At 71.1% G+C, this 18,634-nt stretch carries 18 protein-coding genes; 9 read left to right on the top strand and 9 right to left on the bottom strand.

From position 1 onward, the window contains the following. Positions 1–82 precede the first annotated feature (82 nt). Both ACZ5WG_RS17525 and ACZ5WG_RS17520 read left to right on the top strand, forming a co-directional pair. A complete protein-coding gene (locus ACZ5WG_RS17525; RefSeq protein ID WP_468724076.1) occupies positions 83–487 on the top strand; it encodes a hypothetical protein in 405 nt (134 codons plus the stop codon). Continuing rightward, positions 480–2,312 (top strand): caspase family protein, encoded by a 1,833-nt coding sequence (locus tag ACZ5WG_RS17520; RefSeq protein WP_468724075.1) that lies wholly within the window; start codon positions 480–482, stop codon positions 2,310–2,312. The genes ACZ5WG_RS17525 and ACZ5WG_RS17520 overlap by 8 nt, the downstream gene beginning before the upstream one ends. Here ACZ5WG_RS17520 and ACZ5WG_RS17515 read toward each other — a convergent pair. Both ACZ5WG_RS17515 and ACZ5WG_RS17510 read right to left on the bottom strand, forming a co-directional pair. After that, positions 2,275–4,743, bottom strand: a complete 2,469-nt coding sequence (locus tag ACZ5WG_RS17515) for a cation-translocating P-type ATPase (RefSeq protein WP_468724073.1) — start codon at positions 4,741–4,743, stop codon at positions 2,275–2,277. The two genes, ACZ5WG_RS17520 and ACZ5WG_RS17515, sit on opposite strands and share 38 nt — an antisense overlap. Before the next feature lie 164 nt (positions 4,744–4,907). Further along, positions 4,908–5,210, bottom strand: coding sequence for a DUF2530 domain-containing protein (locus ACZ5WG_RS17510; RefSeq protein ID WP_468724071.1), 303 nt, complete (start codon positions 5,208–5,210; stop codon positions 4,908–4,910). 149 nt (positions 5,211–5,359) lie between these two features. Between ACZ5WG_RS17510 and ACZ5WG_RS17505 the strand changes: the two genes are divergently transcribed. Next, on the top strand, positions 5,360–6,817 hold the full coding sequence (locus ACZ5WG_RS17505) for an NCS2 family permease (protein ID WP_468724070.1): 1,458 nt from the start codon (positions 5,360–5,362) through the stop codon (positions 6,815–6,817). Between the two features lie 51 nt (positions 6,818–6,868). Here the strand turns inward: ACZ5WG_RS17505 and ACZ5WG_RS17500 are convergent, their stop codons facing one another. Beyond that, complete coding sequence (locus ACZ5WG_RS17500; RefSeq protein WP_030156886.1) at positions 6,869–7,051, bottom strand: hypothetical protein; 183 nt, start codon at positions 7,049–7,051, stop codon at positions 6,869–6,871. A 118-nt stretch (positions 7,052–7,169) separates the two neighbouring features. Between ACZ5WG_RS17500 and ACZ5WG_RS17495 the strand changes: the two genes are divergently transcribed. Together ACZ5WG_RS17495 and ACZ5WG_RS17490 are read left to right on the top strand one after the other, a co-directional pair. Then, complete coding sequence (locus ACZ5WG_RS17495) at positions 7,170–7,607, top strand: MarR family winged helix-turn-helix transcriptional regulator (RefSeq protein ID WP_030156888.1); 438 nt, start codon at positions 7,170–7,172, stop codon at positions 7,605–7,607. Between the two features lie 26 nt (positions 7,608–7,633). Next, entirely contained in the window at positions 7,634–8,989 is a 1,356-nt protein-coding gene (locus ACZ5WG_RS17490) for an MFS transporter (RefSeq protein ID WP_468724068.1), read from the top strand. Positions 8,990–9,014: 25 nt separating this feature from the next. On the opposite strand, the gene ACZ5WG_RS17485 is transcribed toward ACZ5WG_RS17490, so the two are convergent. Further along, positions 9,015–10,082 carry a WD40 repeat domain-containing protein gene (locus ACZ5WG_RS17485; protein WP_468724066.1) on the bottom strand — a complete coding sequence of 356 codons (1,068 nt, stop codon included), beginning with the start codon at positions 10,080–10,082 and terminating at the stop codon, positions 9,015–9,017. Positions 10,083–10,159: 77 nt separating this feature from the next. Between ACZ5WG_RS17485 and ACZ5WG_RS17480 the strand changes: the two genes are divergently transcribed. Both ACZ5WG_RS17480 and ACZ5WG_RS17475 read left to right on the top strand, forming a co-directional pair. Beyond that, the gene (locus ACZ5WG_RS17480) at positions 10,160–10,843 is read left to right on the top strand and encodes a GDSL-type esterase/lipase family protein (RefSeq protein WP_468724065.1); all 684 of its coding nucleotides are present in this window, start codon (positions 10,160–10,162) and stop codon (positions 10,841–10,843) included. A 107-nt stretch (positions 10,844–10,950) separates the two neighbouring features. Beyond that, complete coding sequence (locus ACZ5WG_RS17475) at positions 10,951–11,535, top strand: Uma2 family endonuclease (RefSeq protein WP_468724063.1); 585 nt, start codon at positions 10,951–10,953, stop codon at positions 11,533–11,535. Positions 11,536–11,610: 75 nt separating this feature from the next. On the opposite strand, the gene ACZ5WG_RS17470 is transcribed toward ACZ5WG_RS17475, so the two are convergent. From ACZ5WG_RS17470 to ACZ5WG_RS17450, 5 genes are all read right to left on the bottom strand, one after another. Then, positions 11,611–12,600, bottom strand: coding sequence for an aldo/keto reductase (locus ACZ5WG_RS17470; protein WP_468724062.1), 990 nt, complete (start codon positions 12,598–12,600; stop codon positions 11,611–11,613). Between the two features lie 188 nt (positions 12,601–12,788). Further along, positions 12,789–13,376 (bottom strand): RNA 2',3'-cyclic phosphodiesterase, encoded by a 588-nt coding sequence (thpR, locus tag ACZ5WG_RS17465; RefSeq protein WP_468724061.1) that lies wholly within the window; start codon positions 13,374–13,376, stop codon positions 12,789–12,791. A 55-nt stretch (positions 13,377–13,431) separates the two neighbouring features. Continuing rightward, positions 13,432–14,919: a flotillin family protein gene (locus ACZ5WG_RS17460; RefSeq protein WP_468724059.1), complete on the bottom strand. Its 1,488-nt coding sequence runs from the start codon at positions 14,917–14,919 to the stop codon at positions 13,432–13,434. A gap of 132 nt (positions 14,920–15,051) precedes the next feature. Next, entirely contained in the window at positions 15,052–15,270 is a 219-nt protein-coding gene (locus ACZ5WG_RS17455) for a hypothetical protein (RefSeq protein ID WP_030156898.1), read from the bottom strand. Between the two features lie 70 nt (positions 15,271–15,340). Then, positions 15,341–16,249, bottom strand: coding sequence for a DUF3027 domain-containing protein (locus tag ACZ5WG_RS17450; RefSeq protein ID WP_468724058.1), 909 nt, complete (start codon positions 16,247–16,249; stop codon positions 15,341–15,343). A 402-nt stretch (positions 16,250–16,651) separates the two neighbouring features. Between ACZ5WG_RS17450 and ACZ5WG_RS17445 the strand changes: the two genes are divergently transcribed. Next, positions 16,652–18,025 (top strand): MFS transporter, encoded by a 1,374-nt coding sequence (locus tag ACZ5WG_RS17445; RefSeq protein ID WP_468724056.1) that lies wholly within the window; start codon positions 16,652–16,654, stop codon positions 18,023–18,025. 112 nt (positions 18,026–18,137) lie between these two features. Further along, positions 18,138–18,623 (top strand): DUF2771 domain-containing protein, encoded by a 486-nt coding sequence (locus ACZ5WG_RS17440; protein WP_468724055.1) that lies wholly within the window; start codon positions 18,138–18,140, stop codon positions 18,621–18,623. Positions 18,624–18,634: the final 11 nt, after the last annotated feature.

The following is an 18,634-nucleotide window of genomic DNA, read 5'->3' as shown; positions in this document are numbered from 1 at the left end:
GGGCCCCCTCCCCGAAACCGTGCAAAATGGAAGGGAGGGGGCAGGCCGGAGCACGTACGGCGACCCTGCGGAGCGATGACCCATGGCCGAACGGTTGCGTATCGAGGTCCAGCGGTCCGACGAAGACATCGAATCGCTACTGCGGGAAGTGGACACCCTCCGCAGGGACCTGCTGGAACTGGACGTCGTGAACGTCGAGCGCGCCGAGGCGGGCCCCGCCCCACCCGGCACCCGGGCGGGGGCCCTGGAACTGGCGAACGGACTGCTGGTCACGCTGCCCGCGGCCATGACGCTGCTGAAGGAAGTCGTATCGGTCGTCGGCGACTGGCGCGGCCGGGCCACCACGACCGCAGACGTCACCCTGAAGATCGGCGACCACCGCCTCATCCTGACCGGGGTGGGGGCCGCCGAGCAGCGCAGGCTGATCGATGCGTGGCTGCTTGCCGTCTCTGCCGGCCGCGGTGCGGAGGAGGTGGACGGTGGCTGAGTCGCGCCGGAGGGCGCTCGTCGTCGTCACCAGCACGTACGGCGACAGCAAACTCACCGCGCTGCGGGCACCCCCACACGACGCCGCGGCGCTTGAGGAGGTACTCGGCGATGCCAGCGTCGGGAACTTCGACGTGAAGATACTCGCCGACCCGAGCTGCCAGGAACTCCGGGAGGCAGTGGAGAACTTCTTCGCCGACCGCTCATCCGACCACACCCTGTTGCTGCACTTCTCGTGCCATGGGCTGAAGGACGCATTCGGCACCCTCTTCCTCGCGACGAAGGACACCAAATGCACCCGCCTCGCCTCGACGGCCGTACCGGCCGAGTACGTGAGCACCCTCATGCTGAGGAGCGACGCACGGCGCGCCGTTGTCGTCCTCGACTGCTGTTACGCCGGGGCGTTCGACCGTGGGGTGCTGACACGCGCAGGTGATGAAGAAGACGTGCACGTGGAGGAAAGCTTCCACAACCTCGACGAGATCAGCGATACCAGCCCGCGCGGGCGCGCGGTGCTGGCCGCATGCGGTGCGGTCGAGGTCTCGCAGGAGGGCGTCAGTGACGCGTCGCTCTTCACCCGCACCGTGGTGAAGGGGCTGCGCAGCGGTGATGCCGACCTGGACCGGAACGGCGAAATCGGAGTATCCGAACTGCACCAGTACGTCTGCGACGAAATCCGTGAGTTGACGCCCCACCAGAGGCCTCGCTTGTGGGTCTTCGGCGGCCATGGACGCGACCTTCCGATCGCCCGGGCCCCTGCGAGAGAACCCGAACTCCCGCCGCTTCCGCCGGAGCTGGATGCCCTTGTCAAGTCGCCCAGCCCCGCAGATCGGTTGTGGGCCATCGAGGATCTCGAATCCATCCTGCAGGGCGATGGGATCGGGCTGGCCCTGACGGCCGTGACGACGTTGGACGCGATGCAACGGGACGACAGCCGCCGCGTGGCGGACAAGGCCGAAAGGGTACGGCGCTCTGCACGGCCCCGGGTCCGTCCGGACTCGCTGGATCTCGGGACAGCGATCCAGGACGCGCCCGGACCGGCCGCCGTAATCAGCGTGGAAGGCCCGCCCGTGGCGCACTCCAAGGTGGAAGCCACGACAGACGTCACGTGGCTGACGGCAGAGCCCGTGGCCGACGGGGGCGAGGTCGAGGTGAGGACGACCCGGCTTCCCGGCCCCGGGAATCACCAGGGCCACGTACGGGTACGCACCGCTACGGGAGAAGAAGCGGTCCAGGTGCGGGTCCAGGTCGAGTCCCGGGTTCAGCCCGAGACCTTGGTCCAGGTGCCCCCTGTCACGGAACCGATCGGAGAGGAAGTGGTTGTGCCGGGGGACCGGCCGCCGCCCCCTCCACCCGCCAGACGTGTGCCGCACTGGCCCTTCTCCATCGCGGTGGTGCTCCTGGTGATCCCCCTCGTGTGCCTACTGACCACCGAGGATGAGGGTCACTACCTCTGGAGCGTCTTCAGCGGAGCTTCGGCCCTCCTGGTGTGGCCGGTGCTGATCGCGAGCATGGCCGCGAACACGGCGATGGCCGTGATGGCACGACGCAGAGCCGCCGTCCTGCGAAGTGCACCGATGTTCGGGTGGTACATGGGCCTGACGGCTCTGACCATTACGGCGACGGTCCTGGCCTTCATTGCCTACACCCCCATCGTTGACGCCTCTACCACTCCCACATCGTCCGTATGGGACATGGACACGACCATCTCGGCCTTGTACGCACTCCCTTGCGCCTGCGTCGCCCAGCTCGCCGGATGCCTCGTCCTCGGGAGGGCCGGACCGGCCGTCACGCCGGGAATCTCCGGTCCACCCAGCGGAACGTGAACTCGATCAGGAGCGACGCCCCCGCCGCGATGGCGACGGCCGTCCACGGCATCTGGGTGCCCACCAGCTTCAGCTGGAAGAACTCCTGGAGCCACGGGACGACGAGGACGACCAGGAACGCCGCTCCCATCGCGCCGACCAGGGCCACCCGCCACCACGTGTACGGGCGGGCGATGATCGCCAGGACCCACATCGAGGTCAGGAACAGCGTCAGCGTCGCCGCGCTCGTCTCGGCGTTCAGGGCGTCCGGGCCCGTGTAGTGGTGGCGGGCCACCAGGTACGTCACGAAGGTGGCCACCGCCGCGATCACGCCGCCCGGGATCGCGTACCGCATCACCCGTTTCACGAAGTGCGGCTTCGCGCGCTCCTTGTTCGGGGCCAGGGCCAGGAAGAACGCCGGGATGCCGATCGTGAGGGTGGACAGCAGCGTCAGGTGGCGCGGCAGGAAGGGGTACTCGACCTGGAAGCAGACCACCAGGATCGCCAGCAGCACCGAGTAGACGGTCTTCGTGAGGAAGAGGGTGGCGACCCGGGTGATGTTGCCGATGACCCGCCGGCCCTCGGCGACCACCGAGGGGAGGGTGGCGAAGCTGTTGTTCAGGAGGACGATCTGCGCGACCGCGCGGGTGGCCTCGGAGCCCGAGCCCATGCTCACGCCGATGTCCGCGTCCTTGAGGGCCAGGACGTCGTTGACGCCGTCGCCCGTCATCGCGACCGTGTGGCCCTTGGACTGCAGCGCGCCGACCATGTCGCGCTTCTGCTGCGGGGTGACCCGCCCGAAGACGGCGTTCTCGTCGAGGACCCTGGCCATGTCGGCCTGGTCGGCCGGCATCCTGCGCGCGTCGACCGTGTTCTCGGCGCCCGGCAGGCCGAGCTTGCCGGCCACCGCGCCGACGGAGACCGCGTTGTCGCCGGAGATGACCTTCGCGTGGACCTTCTGGTCCTCGAAGTAGCGCAGGGTGTCGGCGGCGTCCGGACGCAGCCGCTGTTCCAGGACGATCAGGGCGGTCGGCCGGGCCCCGGCCCCGACGGCCGGGTCGTCGAGCTCGCCCGCGGCCTTGGCGAGCAGCAGGACGCGCAGGCCCTGCTCGTTGAGCTCGTTGATCTCGTCGAGGGCCGGGTCGCCGGCCGGGAGGAGTACGTCGGGGGCGCCGAGCAGCCAGGTGTTGTTCTCGCCGTCGCCCTCGCTGAAGCTGGCGCCGCTGTACTTGCGGGCGGAGGAGAAGGGCAGCGATTCGGTGCAGCGCCACTCGGCGCTGACGGGGTAGGCGTCGATGATCGCCTGGAGGCTGGCGTTGGGCCGCGGGTCGGATTCGCCGAGCGCGCCGAGCACCTTCCTGACGTAAGTGTCCTCCGCGCCGCCGAGCGGGCGGAGCTCGGTGACGTCCATGCCGCCCTCGGTGAGCGTGCCGGTCTTGTCGAGGCAGACCACGTCGACGCGGGCGAGGCCCTCGATGGCCGGCAGTTCCTGCACGAGGCACTGCTTGCGGCCGAGCCGGATGACGCCGATCGCGAAGGCGACGGAGGTCAGCAGGACCAGGCCCTCGGGGATCATCGGGACGATGCCGCCGACGGTACGGGCGATGGCGTCCTTGAGGTTGTCGTCCTTGACGACGAGCTGGCTGATGATCAGGCCGATCGAGGTCGGGATCATCATCCAGGTGACGTACTTGAGGATGGTGGAGATGCCGGAGCGCAGCTCGGAGTGGACGAGCGTGAAGCGGGTGGCCTCTTCGGCCAACTGGGCGGCGTAGGCCTCGCGGCCGACCTTCGTGGCGGTGAACGCGCCGCCGCCGGCGACGACGAAGGATCCGGACATGACCGGGTCGCCGGGCTTCTTCAGGACGGGGTCGGCCTCGCCGGTGAGCAGGGACTCGTCGATCTCCAGGCCGTCGGCCTCGCCGACGGCGCCGTCGACGACGACCTTGTCCCCCGGCCCGAGCTCGATGACGTCGTCGAGGACGATCTCGGAGGTGGAGATCTCGGCGGTCCGGCCGTCGCGGCGGACGCTGGGTTTGGCCTCGCCGATGACGGCGAGGCTGTCCAGGGTCTTCTTGGCCCGCATCTCCTGGATGATGCCGATGCCGGTGTTCGCGATGATCACGTAGCCGAAGAGGCTGTCCTGGAGCGGCGCGACGATGAGCATGACCACCCAGAGCACGCCGATGATGGCGTTGAACCGGGTGAAGACGTTGGCGCGGACGATGTCGGCGGTGGAGCGGCTGCTGCGGACGGGCACGTCGTTGACGGCTCCGCGCGCGACGCGTTCGGCGACTTCGGCGGTGGTCAGGCCGGCGGGCTTGAACCGGGGCGCGGGCGGCCGGACGGGGTGCACCGGGTCGAGCTCGGCACCGGCGTCGATGGCGGCGCCGCCGGGCCCGCGGCCTACCGGCTCGGAACCGTTGGGTTCGATCTCTGCCCGCTGCGTCATGCAATCGACGGTAAAGGGGGTTTCCTCCGTTCACCCGCCGAGCGGCGCGAAGATCCGACTTCGGGATGACCCGAATCGTCCCCCGGTCGGGCACGCACCGGACGCCCCTGCACCAAGGCGGGGCCCGCATGCCGGCGCGGCCGGCGCGGCCGGCCCGGCTGCCGTCAGCCGGTGCGCGGCGCCGGGCCGGCGCCGCTTTCCTCGTCCCGCGCGGCCAGCGCAGCTGCGGCGTGCCGCTTGAGCGCCGCGTCCCGGCCCCGTACGTACCAGAGGCCGATCAGGCCGAGCACGCCGCCGGCCGCGCAGCACCAGACCCACCACAGCAGGTCCCGGTCGGCGAACCAGCCGTAGAAGGGGAGCTGGACCAGGAACAGGGCGAACCAGATGATCGTGCCGCCGGTGACGGTCGCGACGATCGGGCCCTCAAGGGGCTCGGGCGCCTCGTGCTTCGCAGTCCATTTCGCCATGCCCTCAAGTCTAGGTGCGCGGAAACGGGGTCTACGCGCGGAGATGGACGGGCTTTCGTTCATGTGTTCATACTGAAACGGTGTGGGCATGGCCCATTTTCTTCGTATGAATCCCCCAATGCCCCCGCAATGAGGACCCAGAGGACCGCATGAGCACGTCGGCCCCCGCCCCCGCGCCCACCCTCCCGGAACCCGGCCCCCAGGGCACGTCCGGACTGGACCGCTACTTCAAGATCTCCGAGCGCGGCTCGACGGTCGCCCGCGAGGTCCGGGGCGGTTTCGCCACCTTCTTCGCGATGGCCTACATCATCGTGCTGAACCCGATCATCCTGGGCAGCGCGAAGGACATGTACGGGCACCAGCTCGACGGCGGCCAGCTCGTCACCGCCACCGTCCTGACGGCTGCGTTCACCACGCTCCTCATGGGCGTCATCGGCAACGTCCCGATCGCGCTCGCCGCCGGCCTCGGCGTGAACACCGTCGTCGCCCTGCAGCTCGCCCCGCGCATGAGCTGGCCCGACGCCATGGGCATGGTGGTCCTGGCCGGCTTCGTCGTGATGCTGCTGGTCGCGACCGGCCTGCGCGAGCGGGTCATGAACGCCGTCCCGCTCAGCCTGCGCAAGGGCATCGCGATCGGCATCGGCCTGTTCATCATGCTGATCGGCCTGGTCGACTCGGGCTTCGTCACCCGCATCCCGGACGCCGCGCACACCACCGTGCCGCTCCAGCTCGGCACGGCCGGCCACCTGCACGGCTGGCCGGTGCTGATCTTCATCGTCGGCGTCCTGCTGACCCTCGCCCTGCTGATCCGCAAGACCCCCGGCGCGATCCTGATCTCCATCGTGGTCATGACCGTGATCGCCGTCGCCGTCCAGCTGATCGCCGGGCTGCCCGACTCGGGCTGGGGCTTGACCGTCCCCGAATGGCCGGGCAACCCGGTGGCCGCCCCCGACTTCGGGCTCGTCGGCCAGGTCAGCCTGTTCGGCGGCTTCGGCAAGGTCGGCCTGCTGACCGGCATCCTCTTCGTCTTCACCGTGCTGCTGTCCTGCTTCTTCGACGCGATGGGGACGATCCTCGGCGTCGGCGACGAGGCCAAGCTGATCGACAAGAAGACCGGCGAGTTCCCCGGCATCAACCGGGTCCTGCTGGTCGACGGCCTGGCCGTCGCGTCCGGCGGCGCCACCTCGTCCTCGGCCACCACCTGCTTCGTGGAGTCCACGGCCGGCGTCGGCGAGGGCGCCCGTACCGGTCTGGCGAACGTCGTGACCGGCGGCCTCTTCGCCGTGGCGCTGTTCCTGACCCCGCTCGCGACCATGGTCCCGTCCCAGGCGGCCACCCCCGCCCTCGTGGCGGTCGGCTTCCTGATCCTGGCGGGCTCGGTCAAGGACATCGACTGGAGCGACTTCACCATCGCCGTGCCGGCCTTCCTGGCCATGGTGATGATGCCGTTCACGTACTCGATCACCAACGGCATCGGCTTCGGCTTCATCAGCTTCTGCGTGCTGCGGCTGGCGACCGGCCGGGGCCGTGAAGTCCCGGCGGCCATGTACGCCGTGTCGGCGGTGTTCGTCTTCTACTACGCGATGCCGGCCCTCGGCCTCACGTAGTCGCCTCACGCAAGGGCCTCGCCCGGGCGCCCCTCCCGGGCCTCCACGGGCTCAGGTCAGCCCGTAGAACTTCTCCGTCTCGTCGACGGCCGCCTTGAAGCGCTCGTCGAAGTCATCGCGAATGAGCGTCCGGACGACATAGTCCTGGACGCTCATTCCGCGTTTGGCGGCATGAGTCCGGAGGCGGTCGAGCAGCTCCCCGTCTATGCGCATGCTCAGCACGTGTGTCCCCATGCCGAAAGGGTCGTGGCACAGACCGTGGACGCGTGTCACTTTCCGCCGCCGACTCACCCGTACGAGTGATTCGATTAAGTGGCGTTCCTTAGCGAGAGTAATGAGGTAGTCTAAAGAGATGCTCGACCTTACCCATGGCGACGACGCTGCCGCCGTGAACGACCTCCGCTCCGCCGTCATGCGGCTGGGCCGGCGCCTCAAGCACCAGCGCGTCGACGAATCGCTGAGCCCGACCGAGATGTCGGTCCTCGGCACCCTCGCCCGGTGCGGCCAGGCCACCCCCGGTGAGCTGGCCCGGCGCGAACACGTCCAGCCGCCGTCGATGACACGCATCGTCGCGCTGCTGGAGGCCAAGGGGCTGGTCAGGCTGCAGCCGCACCCGGACGACCGCCGCCAGAAGGTGGTCACCCAGACCGAGGAGGCCGAAGCGATGCTCGAGGAGAGCCGTCGCAAGCGGAACGCCTTCCTGGCCGGGCTCGCGGCCGAGCTCACCGAAGACGAATGGGCCAAGCTTCGCGAGGCCGCGCCCGTCCTGGAGAAGCTCGCGCACCTGTAGGAGACGACGCCAGGAGGCGAACGCTTTTGAGTACGGGAAACGGAGCAGACTCCGCACCCGGCCATACATCCACCACTAGCACCGCGCGCACGACGCGCGCCGCGGGCGAGAACAACTCGATGTTCAGCTCGCTGAAGATCCGGAACTACCGGCTCTTCGCCACGGGACAGGCGGTGTCCAACACCGGCACCTGGATGCAGCGCATCGCCCAGGACTGGCTGGTCCTGTCCCTGACCGGCTCGGCTTCCGCCGTCGGCATCACCATCGCGCTGCAGTTCCTGCCGATGATGGTGTTCGGCCTCTACGGAGGCGTACTCGCGGACCGGCTGCCCAAGCGGCCGCTGCTGATCGCCACGCAGTCCCTGATGGGCCTGACCGGTATCGCCCTCGCCGCGCTCACCCTGGCCGGACACGTCCAGGTCTGGCACGTGTACCTCGCGGCCTTCCTGCTCGGCCTCGTCACCGTCGTGGACAACCCCGCACGGCAGACCTTCGTCTCCGAGATGGTCGGCCCGGAGCAGCTCGCCAACGCCGTCAGCCTGAACTCGGCCAACTTCCAGTCCGCGCGGCTGGTCGGCCCGGCGATCGCCGGTGTGCTGATCACCGCCGTCGGCTCCGGCTGGGCCTTCCTGCTGAACGGGCTGTCCTTCGCCGCGCCCGTCGCCGGCCTGCTGCTGATGCGGACGCGCGAACTGCGCCCGATCGAGCCGCAGCCGCGTGCCAAGGGGCAGCTGCGGGAGGGCCTGCGCTACGTCGCCGGGCGCCCGGAGCTGATCTGGCCGATCGTGCTGGTGGGCTTCATCGGCACCTTCGGATTCAACTTCCCGATCTGGCTTTCGGCGTTCGTCAGCGACGTGTTCCACGGGGACGCGGGCACGTACGGCCTGTTCAACACGCTGATCGCCGCGGGCTCCCTGGCGGGTGCGCTGCTGGCGGCGCGGCGCGGCAACTCCCGGCTGCGGCTGCTGGTCGCGGCGGCGCTGCTGTTCTCCGTACTGGAGGTCGTGACGGCCTTCGCACCCGGGTTCTGGCTGTTCGCGGCGCTGCTCGTCCCGATCGGGATGTTCGGGCTGACGGTCAACGTCACCGCCAACGCGAGCGTCCAGATGGCCACCGACCCCGAGATGCGGGGGCGGGTGATGGCCCTGTTCATGATGGTGTTCACCGGCGGCACCCCGATCGGTGCACCGGTCGTCGGCTGGGTGACGGACACGTACGGGGCCCGCATCGGCATGGCCGCGGGCGGCCTCGTCTCACTGGCCGCCGCCGCGACGATCGCGGTGGTCCTCTCCCGGGTCGGCAACCTCCGCCTGAGCGTGACCCGCCGCGGAGTCACGTTCGTCCCTTCCCCCCGCCCCCGCGAACTTGTCACGGCGGCGTAGCGAACCCCCGGCAGCGGACCGCCGGTCAGGAGTTGTCCCGGGGGCGGCGGCGGAAGAGGCGCTTGGCGCCGAAGACCAGGGCCGTGCCCACGGCAAGGACGGCCGCGCCCTTCGTGAAGCCGCCCCCGCCCTGCTCGCCCGCAGGGCCGGGGGCCCCGGCGGCCGGAGTCGCGCGCGGCTTCGCGGGGGCCGCCGAGCCGTCGGACGCCGCCGGTTTCACCGGAACCGCCACCACCCGGCTCGACTCCCCCTCCGATCCGAACATCAGCGTCGACCCGTCCGCCGAGTACGTCACCGACTCCGCCTGCCCCTGCCAGGGCGCGTCCACCCGCTCGCCCTCACCTTCCGGCCGCCCGTCCTTCCACGGGTACGTCCGCGCGAAGAAGTAGCCGCGCAGCGTCAGCCGGCCGCCGTCCGGCGAGAACGCCCCGTCGGTGACCCACGGCAGGTCCGCAACCCGCCGGAACACGTTCGGCCCCGACGCGGACAGCTTCTCCGGCCCCTCGTACAGCCCGCCCTTGTCCTCGCTCTTGCTCGCGATGTACACCCGGCCCGTCACCGGATGCACCATCAGCGCCTCCGCGTTGCGCGCCCCGTCCGCGTACCGCACGGTGAACTGCTCGGCCTTGACCGTGACATCGCCCAGCTGCTTCGGCTCCGGGAAGCGGTAGATCCAGACGTGGTCCCAGGTCCCGTTCAGGTTGTCGCCGATGTCGCCTACGTACAGCTGCCCGTCCGGGCCCAGCGAGATCGCCTCGACGTCGCGCGGGGTCCCGACACCGGCCAGCGTCACCCGGGCCACGGTCTTGCCGGTCGCCGAGTCCACCGCGTACACGTACGGGCCGTCGTCGCTGTCGTTGTGCGTCCAGTACACCCCCGGGTGGATCCGGCTCGCCGCCAGCCCGCTCGACTCCTTGATCCGCGGATCGGCGATCGTGAACCCGGGCGCACCGGCAGCGGACACGGCGGCGGAGGTACGGGCGACGGAGGTCCGGTCGGCAGAGGTCCGGTCGGCAGAGGTCTGAGCGGCCGCGGCCGCCGAACCCGGCAGCACGACAAGGGCAATGACGGCGGTCAACGGCAGCAGGCGCATACCCCCAAGCCTGCCAGCCCACCCGGCGTGTCCGGCATCACAGGGGCTCCCGGGGCGTGATCCGCGATGATGACCGGATGCGTTTCATGTTCGTCGGCGACTCCATGACCATCGGACGCGCCGGCGACTACACCTGGCGCTACCGGATGTGGCAGCACCTCGATGCCGCCCTCGGCGGCCCGTACGAGATCGTCGGCCCGCGCTGCGAGCTGTTCGACACCTCCGCGAACGAGCCGACCAGCCACGCGTACGCCGACCCCGGCTTCCCGGAGCACGCCCGCCGCCACCTCGCCGGCTGGGGCGAGGGCTGGCAGCACATGGCCCCCCTGATCGGCTCCGCCGTGCGCTCCGGCGAGGCCGACATACTCCTCGTCTCGCTCGGCCTGATCGACCTCGGCTTCTACACCGGCGCCGAGGAGACCGCGGCCAATGCCCGCCGCTTCGTCGCGGAGGCCCGCGCCGTGCGGCCCGGCATCCGGATGATCCTGCTCCCGGTCATCCCGAACGTCCGGGCCGAGTCCGACGCGCCCTTCGCGGCCGAGGTCGCCCGGTTCAACGAGCTCCTCGCGAAGGCCGTCGCCGACCTGTCGACCGAGGCCTCACCGATCCTGCTGGCCGCGCGCCCCGCCTCGTACGAGATCGCGCACGACACGTACGACGGCACCCACCCCAACGCCTCCGGCGAGCACCGCCTGGCCGGGGAGTTCGCGGCGGTCCTGCACCAGGCGTGGGGCATCGGCGGCCCCTACCGAACCTTCTGACACCCCGTAGGCCCGTACCCGTCGTTTCGGCCGTGACCCGGTCTCCGTGCGTATCGTTGTACTACGCGGCTGCCCGCGACTGCGCGGCAGCGGGGAGGAGCGCCACGGTGACCGTCGTAGAGACCGACAGGATCGAGATGGCCGACATCAGCAGCGAGCAGGCCTTGGACCAGATGTTCGAGGCGCTTGAGCCCGTCCCCGAGGGATTGAAGGTCGAGATCGTCGAGGGGACCGTCTACATGTCGCCGCAGCGGGACACGCACTGGGAGATCATCCTGGACATCATCGAGCAGCTGCGCGCCACGTATCCGCGGAAGCGGCTGAAGTCCGACGTCCGTATCGACTACCCCGGCCACCTGAACGGCTTCGCCACCGACGTGACGGCGATGGCCGAGGGAGCGGAGAAGACCGATGCGGGCCGATGGCGCCACGAGGACGTGGAATTCGTCGCCGAGGTGATCTCCAAGGGCACCGCGGCGAACGACTACGGCCCCAAGAAGGCCGCGTACGCCACCGCCGAAGTCCCCGCGTACCTCATCGTCGATCCCTACACCCGCCGCTGCGTGCTCCACACCCAGCCCAAGGACGGGGACTACGCCACGGAGACGAAGATCGCCTTCGGGGACGAGATCGACCTCACGGACACGGTGGAGGGCCTGAAGCTCGACACCTCCGAGTTCCCCCGCGACTGATCCCCGCCCCGGTCCGCACCCCGGTCCGCACCCCGCACCGGGGCGCGGACCGGTCGCGCCGTCACCTCGGCCGGATCACCAGGCGAACGCCTCGGGCGAGGCGCCCGGGCCGGGGAAGATCTCGTCCAGGCCGGTGAGCACCTCGTCCGACAGCTCCAGCTCCAGCGCGCGCAGCGCGCTCTCCAGCTGCTCCGCCGTACGGGGACCCACGATCGGGCCCGTCACCCCGGGCCGGGTCAGCAGCCACGCCAGCGCCGTCTCGCCGGGTTCCAGGCCGTGCTTGTCGAGCAGGTCCTCGTACGCCTGCACCTGCGCCCGTACGGAGCTGTCGGCCAGGGCGTCCGCGGAGCGCCCGGAGGCGCGGCGGCCGCCCTCGGCCGCCTTCTTGATGACGCCGCCCAGCAGCCCGCCGTGCAGCGGGGACCACGGGATCACACCGAGCCCGTACTCCTGCGCCGCCGGGATGACCTCCATCTCGGCGCGCCGCTCGGCCAGGTTGTACAGGCACTGCTCGCTGACCAGCCCGACCGAACCGCGCCGGGCGGCCGTCTCGTTGGCCTGGGCGATCTTGTAGCCGGGGAAGTTCGACGACCCGGCGTACAGCACCTTGCCCTGCTGGATCAGCACGTCGACGGCCTGCCAGATCTCCTCGAACGGAGTCCGGCGGTCGACGTGGTGGAACTGGTAGAGGTCGATGTAGTCCGTCTGGAGCCGCTTGAGGCTGGCCTCGACGGCCCGGCGGATGTTCAGCGCCGAGAGCCGGTCGTAGTTGGGCCACGGGTCGCCCTCGTCGGCCATGCTCGCGTACACCTTGGTGGCCAGCACGGTCTTTTCCCGCCGGCCGCCGCCCTGGGCGAACCAGGTGCCGAGGATCTCCTCGGTGCGGCCCTTGTTCTCACCCCACCCGTAGACGTTGGCCGTGTCCACGAAGTTCAGACCCGAGGCGTGCGCGGCGTCCAGGATCGAGTGGCTGGTGGGTTCGTCTGTCTGCGGACCGAAGTTCATCGTGCCGAGTACAAGTCGGCTGACCTTGAGTCCGGTGCGTCCCAGCTGTGTGTACTTCATGACCCCCAAGCCAACTGCTTGGAGCCCACTCCAGGCAAGGGCCCGCGGGCAGGAGCTACTGGCCCACGGCGGCTGCCACTGCCACGACGACGAACATCAGCACGAGTACTCCGGCCATTACGCGGTTTCGGGTCTTGGGATCCACCCGTCGAGCGTAACGCGGTCCTACGGCGTTCCGGTACCGAGGGTCAAGCGCCCAGGGGCCAGGCCTCGAGGACCTCGTAGCGGGGCTGCTCCCCGGGGACTCCGCCGGCCGGGAGGTTGCTGCGGACCAGGCTGAGCTCCCCGACCTGCCAGGGCGTGCCCTCGAAGCCGGCCAGGGCCTCCACGTACGGGTGCAGGTCGGTGCCGCCGTGGCTGCGGGCCAGGGTGAGGTGGGCGGTGTACCGGCGGTGCTGGTCCATCGGGACCCCGGCCCGGCGGGCGGCGGCGTCCGCGCGCTCGGCGAGCATCCGCATCCCGTCGAGCCCGCCGGCGGCACCGGCCCACAGGGCGCGCTCGCCGAAGTGCCCGGAGCCGTGGATGCGGAGGTGGAAGGGGTCGGTGCGGTGCGCGGCGCGCGCCAGGCGGGCGTACAGGTCCGGCAGGACGGAGTCGCGCACCTCGCCCATGAAGGCGAGCGTGAAGTGCCAGCCCGCTTCCCCGGTCCAGCGGAGCCGCTCGTGCCCGGCGGGCCGGTCCTGCCCGGCGGGCGGGGCGCCCCGGACGGCCTCGACGGCCTCGCGGAGCTCGTCGACGGCCTCCTGGGGCGGCATCACCGCGGCGAACAGCCTCATGACAGCCTCATGGGCGCGAGCCTAACCCGTGGGGGTCAGGCTCGCGCCGGGCGGGTTACGCCTCCGCGATCGGGATCTGGTGGGACGAGGAGGCCGTGCTGCCGTTCACCGGCGTGGTGCCGGGGGCGGTCCCCGGAGCGGCCGGCTGGGACATCGACGAGAGCAGCTGGCGGGCCAGGCCCAGCCCGGTGCCGCCCATGGTCAGCGCCTTCGCGAACATCTCCGACATGCCCTCGGCCCCGTTGAGCAGCACCATGTGCTCCACGTTCCCGAACGCCCCGGCGCCCGCCTCCACGATCGCCGGCCAGTTCTCGGCGAGCTGCTGCGCGACCACCGCCTCCTGGTTCTCGGCCAGTGCGGCGGCCCGCGCCTTGATCGCGTCGGCCTCGGCGAGGCCCTTCGCCTTCGCCGACGCCGCCACCGCGAGGCCCTTCGCCTGGGTGGCCGCGGCCTCGGCCTCACCGGTCGCCCGGGTGGCCTTCGCGGCCGCGAGCCCCCGTGCCTCGGTGGCCGCCGCGTCCGCGGTCGCCGCCGTCGTCACGCGCGTGGCCTCGGCGGCGGCCGCCAGCTCCGTCTCCTTGGCCTTGGCCTGCGCCGCCGAGATGCGGGCGTCGCGCTCGGCCTCGGCGCGGGTGCGGGTCTCGTACGCCGCCGCGTCCGCGGGCTTGCGCACGTCGGCCTGGAGCTGCTGCTCGCGCCGGTGCGCCTCGAGCTCGGCGACCCGGGTCTCCTGGACGACGACCTCCTGCCGGGCCGCAGCCTCCGAAAGCGGGCCCGCCTGGCGGGCGGTCGCCGCGGCCTTGTCGCGTTCGGCCTGGTAGCCGGCCTGGAGGATCTCGCTGTCGCGGGTGGCCTCCGCCATCCGCGCGAACGCGGTCTGCTCGGCCTCGGTGGCCAAACGGTTCGCCTCGGCCTGCGCGATGCGCGCGTCCCGCTGGACGGCGGCCGCGTGCGGCATCGCCAGGTTCTTGATGTAGCCGGTCGGGTCCTCGATCTCGTGGATCTGCAGCGAGTCGACGATCAGACCGAGCTTCTCCATCTCCGTACCGCAGGCCGCCCGGGTCTGCCCGGTCAGCTTCTCCCGGTCGCGGATCATGTCCTCGACCGTCAACCCGCCCACGATGGACCGCAGATGACCGGCGAAGACGATGTGCACCCGCTCGGGCATCATCTTCTGCTGGTCCAGGAAGCGGCGTGCCGCGTTCGCGATGGACACGAGGTCGTCGCCGATCTTGAAGATCACGACGCCCTTCACCCGCAGCGGGATGCCCTGATGGGTCACGCAGTCCACGTTCAGCTGGGTCTCGTTGAGGTCCAGCGACAGCTTCCGTACCGCCTGCACACCGGGGACCACGAGGGTTCCCCTCCCGGTGACGATCCGGAACCCCATGCCCTCACCGATGCCCTCGGTCCGGTGCGTGGAGCCGGAGATGACGAGGGCCTCGTTCGGTTCGGCCACCCGCCACATGAGCTTGAACAGGCCGATCAAGGCCAGTATTGCAGCGAGAACGATTCCCGCCACGACGCCGATAGCCATCGGCAACGCCCCCTTATCGCAGTGCCGTTCGACACTGACGAGGGCGAGTGTGCTCCTGTGGCGGGCCGTTAAGAAGACGCTGGCGGTTTCTTGTCGCCATCTTGATACGAACCACATCCGCGCAGGTGGCGACGGGGCTCAGTTGTCGTACGCCGCCATCACGTACACCGTGCGCGGCGGCAGGTACTCGACGACGGTCACCACCGTTCCGACCGGCAGCCGGCCCGTCCCGTGCGCCGGGTGCGCGAGGAAGTGCTCCGCGCCGCCCCGGATGCGGACGATGACCTCGCCCACCAGGCCCGGGCCCACCGTCCCGGTCACCCGGCCGTCCAGCCCGACCATGCCGTCTTCCCCCATGCGCCGAGGGTACGCCGCCGGGGCGGGGCCGTCGCCCCGCCGTGCGGCTCGTACTCCTCGCCGCGTACGGCTACGAGTGGCCGAGGTCCGCGGCCGGGAGGTCCGTCGAGGGCACCGAGCCCGTGTCGGGGGCCGGGCGCAGCGGGAACTCGTCCGAGGCCATCGAGTCGAGCACCGGCGGCGCCGGGCGCAGCGGCTTCGGCATGACCGCGGCCTCGGAGTGGCCGCCGCAGCCGTACGAGAGGGAGACGAGGTGTCCGTCGGCCGGGCCGAACTCGTTGGCGCAGACACCGAAGGCCTGGCCGAGCGAGCCGCCGATCGCGACGAGGAACCCGCAGGAGACGCAGGAGGCGGGTGCCGCCTGGGCCATCGGCGTCTTGGCCCCGAAGGACTCGTCCCAGCGGTCGGCGGCGCTGTGCAGCCCGTAGCGGGACAGGACGCGGGCGCGCCGCATGCCGAGTTCCTCGGCGACGGAGGCGATGGAACCCCGTACGGGTACCACCGTGCGGTCGGTGACGTCGGCGTCCTCGGCCTCGACCAGTGCCGCCATCTCGGTGGAGACGACCGAGTTCGGCGGCGGTACGTCCTCGCCCGACCAGCCCGGCTCCAGCCGCAGGTCCTCGGCGTCGGTGGGCAGCAGGTCGCCGGGGCCCATGTCGCCGGGGCGCAGCCGCTCGCTCCACGGCACCCACTCGGGGGCCAGGAGGGCGTCGTCGCCGGGGAGCAGCACCGTTTCGTCGAGGGTGACGTTCTTGGCGCGGGAGGCGCGCGTGACGGTGACGGCCCAGCGCCAGCCCCGGTAGCCGGGGTCCTTGCATTCGAAGAAGTGCGTGACGACCCGGTCGCCCTCCGCGACAGCGGAGACGTGCTCGCCCACCACTGAGGGAGCGGCGGCTTCCTCGGCCGCCGCGCGGGCGAGGTCTACCGCCTCGGCGCACAGGCGGTCGGGGGTACGGCTTCGCGTCGTCGCAGCACTCACAGGTCTCGTTCTCTCCTACGCCGTCTCACGAGTGCGCCGTCCGTACTGTCGTCCACAACGACCCGTCGGTCCTGTCCGTACGTGGCGCGGGCGGAGCGGACCAGAGGGCCGCGTCGACGTCCGCACCCGATCGGCCTCGGGCGCACCTACCTGCTATCCATTCTGCGGGATCGCGAAGAGGCGCGCGGCCAAGAGCAACCGCCGGTGGCGCGCTACGCACGCTACCTCCTCCGAAGCCTTGGGCCCACATGCAAGGTCCGATTCGCGGACAAGCCCGCGCGCCGACATCGCTCCTACACCCTCCGGACGACGACCGGACAGCGGCCCGGCCACAGCCCGACGGCGACCCGACGGGCGCCCGTAACGCGCCGGGACGGGACCCGGCGGGGTCCGTGGGGCACTATGTCGAGTGTGGCACCCGTACGGTCGTCCCGTGACGGCTCGGGACCGGCCAGGCGGGCCGGCCGGGCCGTCGGGCGTGCCCTGCACCGCCCCTTCACCGGTACGGCACGCGGGATCCGGCGGGCCACGCACGCGCACGGAGCCGGCGAATCGGGCCTCGGCAAGCTGATCGAGCTGCACGCCATCAACGGCGCCGGCGATGTGATGATCACCGTGGCGCTGGCCTCGACGGTGTTCTTCTCGGTCCCCACGGACGAGGCACGCGGCCGCGTCGCCCTGTACCTGGCCATCACCATGGCCCCCTTCACCGTGCTGGCCCCGGTGATCGGCCCGGCGCTGGACCGGCTGCCGCACGGGCGGCGGGCCGCGATGGCGTGCGCGATGCTCGCCCGGGCGCTGCTCGCGGTGATGATGTCCGGCGCGGTGGCCACGGGTGGGCTGGAGCTCTACCCGGCGGCGCTGGGCGTGCTCGTCGCGTCCAAGGCGTACGGAGTGGTCCGCAGTGCGGTGGTGCCGCGGCTGCTCCCGCCGAACTTCTCACTCGTCAAGGCGAACTCCCGGGTCACCCTGGCGGGCCTGCTCGCCACGGCGGCGGCTGCGCCGATCGCGGCGGGGCTGCACACCATCGGGCCGCCATGGCCGCTGTACGGGGCCTGCGCCATCTTCATCGGGGGCACGTTCGCTGCGTTCACGCTGCCCCACAAGGTGGACGAGGCGAAGGGCGAGCGGCGGGCCCGGCTGTCCACGCACGAGCCGCACTCGCGCAAACCGGGGCTGCGCACGGTCAGCCCGTCGGTCATGTGCGGGCTGCTGGCGAACGCGTCGATGCGCGCACTGTCCGGGTTCCTGATCTTCTTCCTGGCGTTCCTGCTGCGGGAGCAACCGCTCGCCGGGCAGAGCGCGGCGGTGTCGCTGGGCATCGTGGGCGTCTCGGCGGGCGTCGGGAACGCGTGCGGGACGGCGGTGGGCGCCTGGCTGCGGGCCCGGGCGCCGGAGACCATCATCGCGGCGGTGCTGTCGGTGACCCTGGGGGTCGCGGTCCTGGCGGCGGTGTTCTTCAGCGGGCTGTTCATGGCGGTGCTGGGGGCCACGGCCGGGTTCTGCCAGGCGCTGGCGAAGCTGTCGCTGGACGCGATGATCCAGCGGGACGTGCCGGAGGCGGTACGGACGTCCGCGTTCGCCCGTTCGGAGACGCTGCTCCAGGTGGCGTGGGTGCTGGGCGGTGCGATCGGCATCGCGCTGCCGCTGAACGGGGTACTGGGCATGGCCGTCGCCGCGGCGATCGTCGCGGCGGGCACCACGATGGCCTACCGCGGCCTCCTCGCCTCCCCCCGCCACCACCACCCGGGTTCCCCCCGCCCCCGGGTGGCGTAGGGGGCGTACCGGGCGCCGGTCCGGCCCCTGCCGGGCGGGCGGCGCGCCGCGCCGCAGGCCACGCGGGACCCCGTGCGGCGGCGGAGCCGGGTGGCCCGATAGCCTTCGGCTCATGACCGCACCGCTTTTCTCGGGTAGGGGCCGCCGCAGCGTCGCGGCCCTCGGAGCCGTGTCCGCCGGCCTCCTCCTCCTCTCCGCCTGCGACAAGCCGACGCCGCTGGCGACCGTGACGGTCGGCACGTCGTCGGTGTCCACCGAGGCAGCCTGCTCCGACGACAAGGAGCTCTCCATGGACAAGGTCCAGGAGTGCCTCACCGACATGAAGGACGCCAAGACCATCGAGTACGGCCGCGGGGACACCCTGCGCCTCGGTGTCGAGCCGGAAGTCGTCGAGGACGGCAAGCGGTGGCAGGCGGTCCTGGACGGCCAGCCGATCACCGAGCCCTCCTCCAACACCTACCGCAGCTTCCCCGGCGCCGACATCTTCGCCACCGGCGGCCAGGGCGAGGCCCCGTCCTCCAAGAAGCTGAACATCGTCCAGGTGGCCGAGGACGGCAAGCCCCTCGCCGTCTGGGCCTACAACGTCAAGCTCAAGTAGTCCCGTACCGA

The organism is Streptomyces sp. NPDC032745, from assembly GCF_055579465.1.
Note: the sequence above shows the minus strand (reverse complement) of the source record. Positions and strands in the feature narration are given on the sequence as shown.

Excerpts from the sequence above, each read along its gene's own strand:
- ACZ5WG_RS17525 (WP_468724076.1), top strand. The coding sequence starts at position 83 with ATGGCCGAACGGTTGCGTATCGAGGTCCAGCGGTCCGACGAAGACATC.
- ACZ5WG_RS17515 (WP_468724073.1), bottom strand. The coding sequence starts at position 4,743 with ATGACGCAGCGGGCAGAGATCGAACCCAACGGTTCCGAGCCGGTAGGC.
- ACZ5WG_RS17510 (WP_468724071.1), bottom strand. The coding sequence starts at position 5,210 with ATGGCGAAATGGACTGCGAAGCACGAGGCGCCCGAGCCCCTTGAGGGC.
- ACZ5WG_RS17505 (WP_468724070.1), top strand. The coding sequence starts at position 5,360 with ATGAGCACGTCGGCCCCCGCCCCCGCGCCCACCCTCCCGGAACCCGGC.
- ACZ5WG_RS17500 (WP_030156886.1), bottom strand. The coding sequence starts at position 7,051 with ATGGGGACACACGTGCTGAGCATGCGCATAGACGGGGAGCTGCTCGAC.
- ACZ5WG_RS17495 (WP_030156888.1), top strand. The coding sequence starts at position 7,170 with ATGCTCGACCTTACCCATGGCGACGACGCTGCCGCCGTGAACGACCTC.
- ACZ5WG_RS17485 (WP_468724066.1), bottom strand. The coding sequence starts at position 10,082 with ATGCGCCTGCTGCCGTTGACCGCCGTCATTGCCCTTGTCGTGCTGCCG.
- ACZ5WG_RS17480 (WP_468724065.1), top strand. The coding sequence starts at position 10,160 with ATGCGTTTCATGTTCGTCGGCGACTCCATGACCATCGGACGCGCCGGC.
- ACZ5WG_RS17470 (WP_468724062.1), bottom strand. The coding sequence starts at position 12,600 with ATGAAGTACACACAGCTGGGACGCACCGGACTCAAGGTCAGCCGACTT.
- thpR (WP_468724061.1), bottom strand. The coding sequence starts at position 13,376 with ATGAGGCTGTTCGCCGCGGTGATGCCGCCCCAGGAGGCCGTCGACGAG.
- ACZ5WG_RS17455 (WP_030156898.1), bottom strand. The coding sequence starts at position 15,270 with ATGGGGGAAGACGGCATGGTCGGGCTGGACGGCCGGGTGACCGGGACG.
- ACZ5WG_RS17445 (WP_468724056.1), top strand. The coding sequence starts at position 16,652 with ATGTCGAGTGTGGCACCCGTACGGTCGTCCCGTGACGGCTCGGGACCG.
- ACZ5WG_RS17440 (WP_468724055.1), top strand. The coding sequence starts at position 18,138 with ATGACCGCACCGCTTTTCTCGGGTAGGGGCCGCCGCAGCGTCGCGGCC.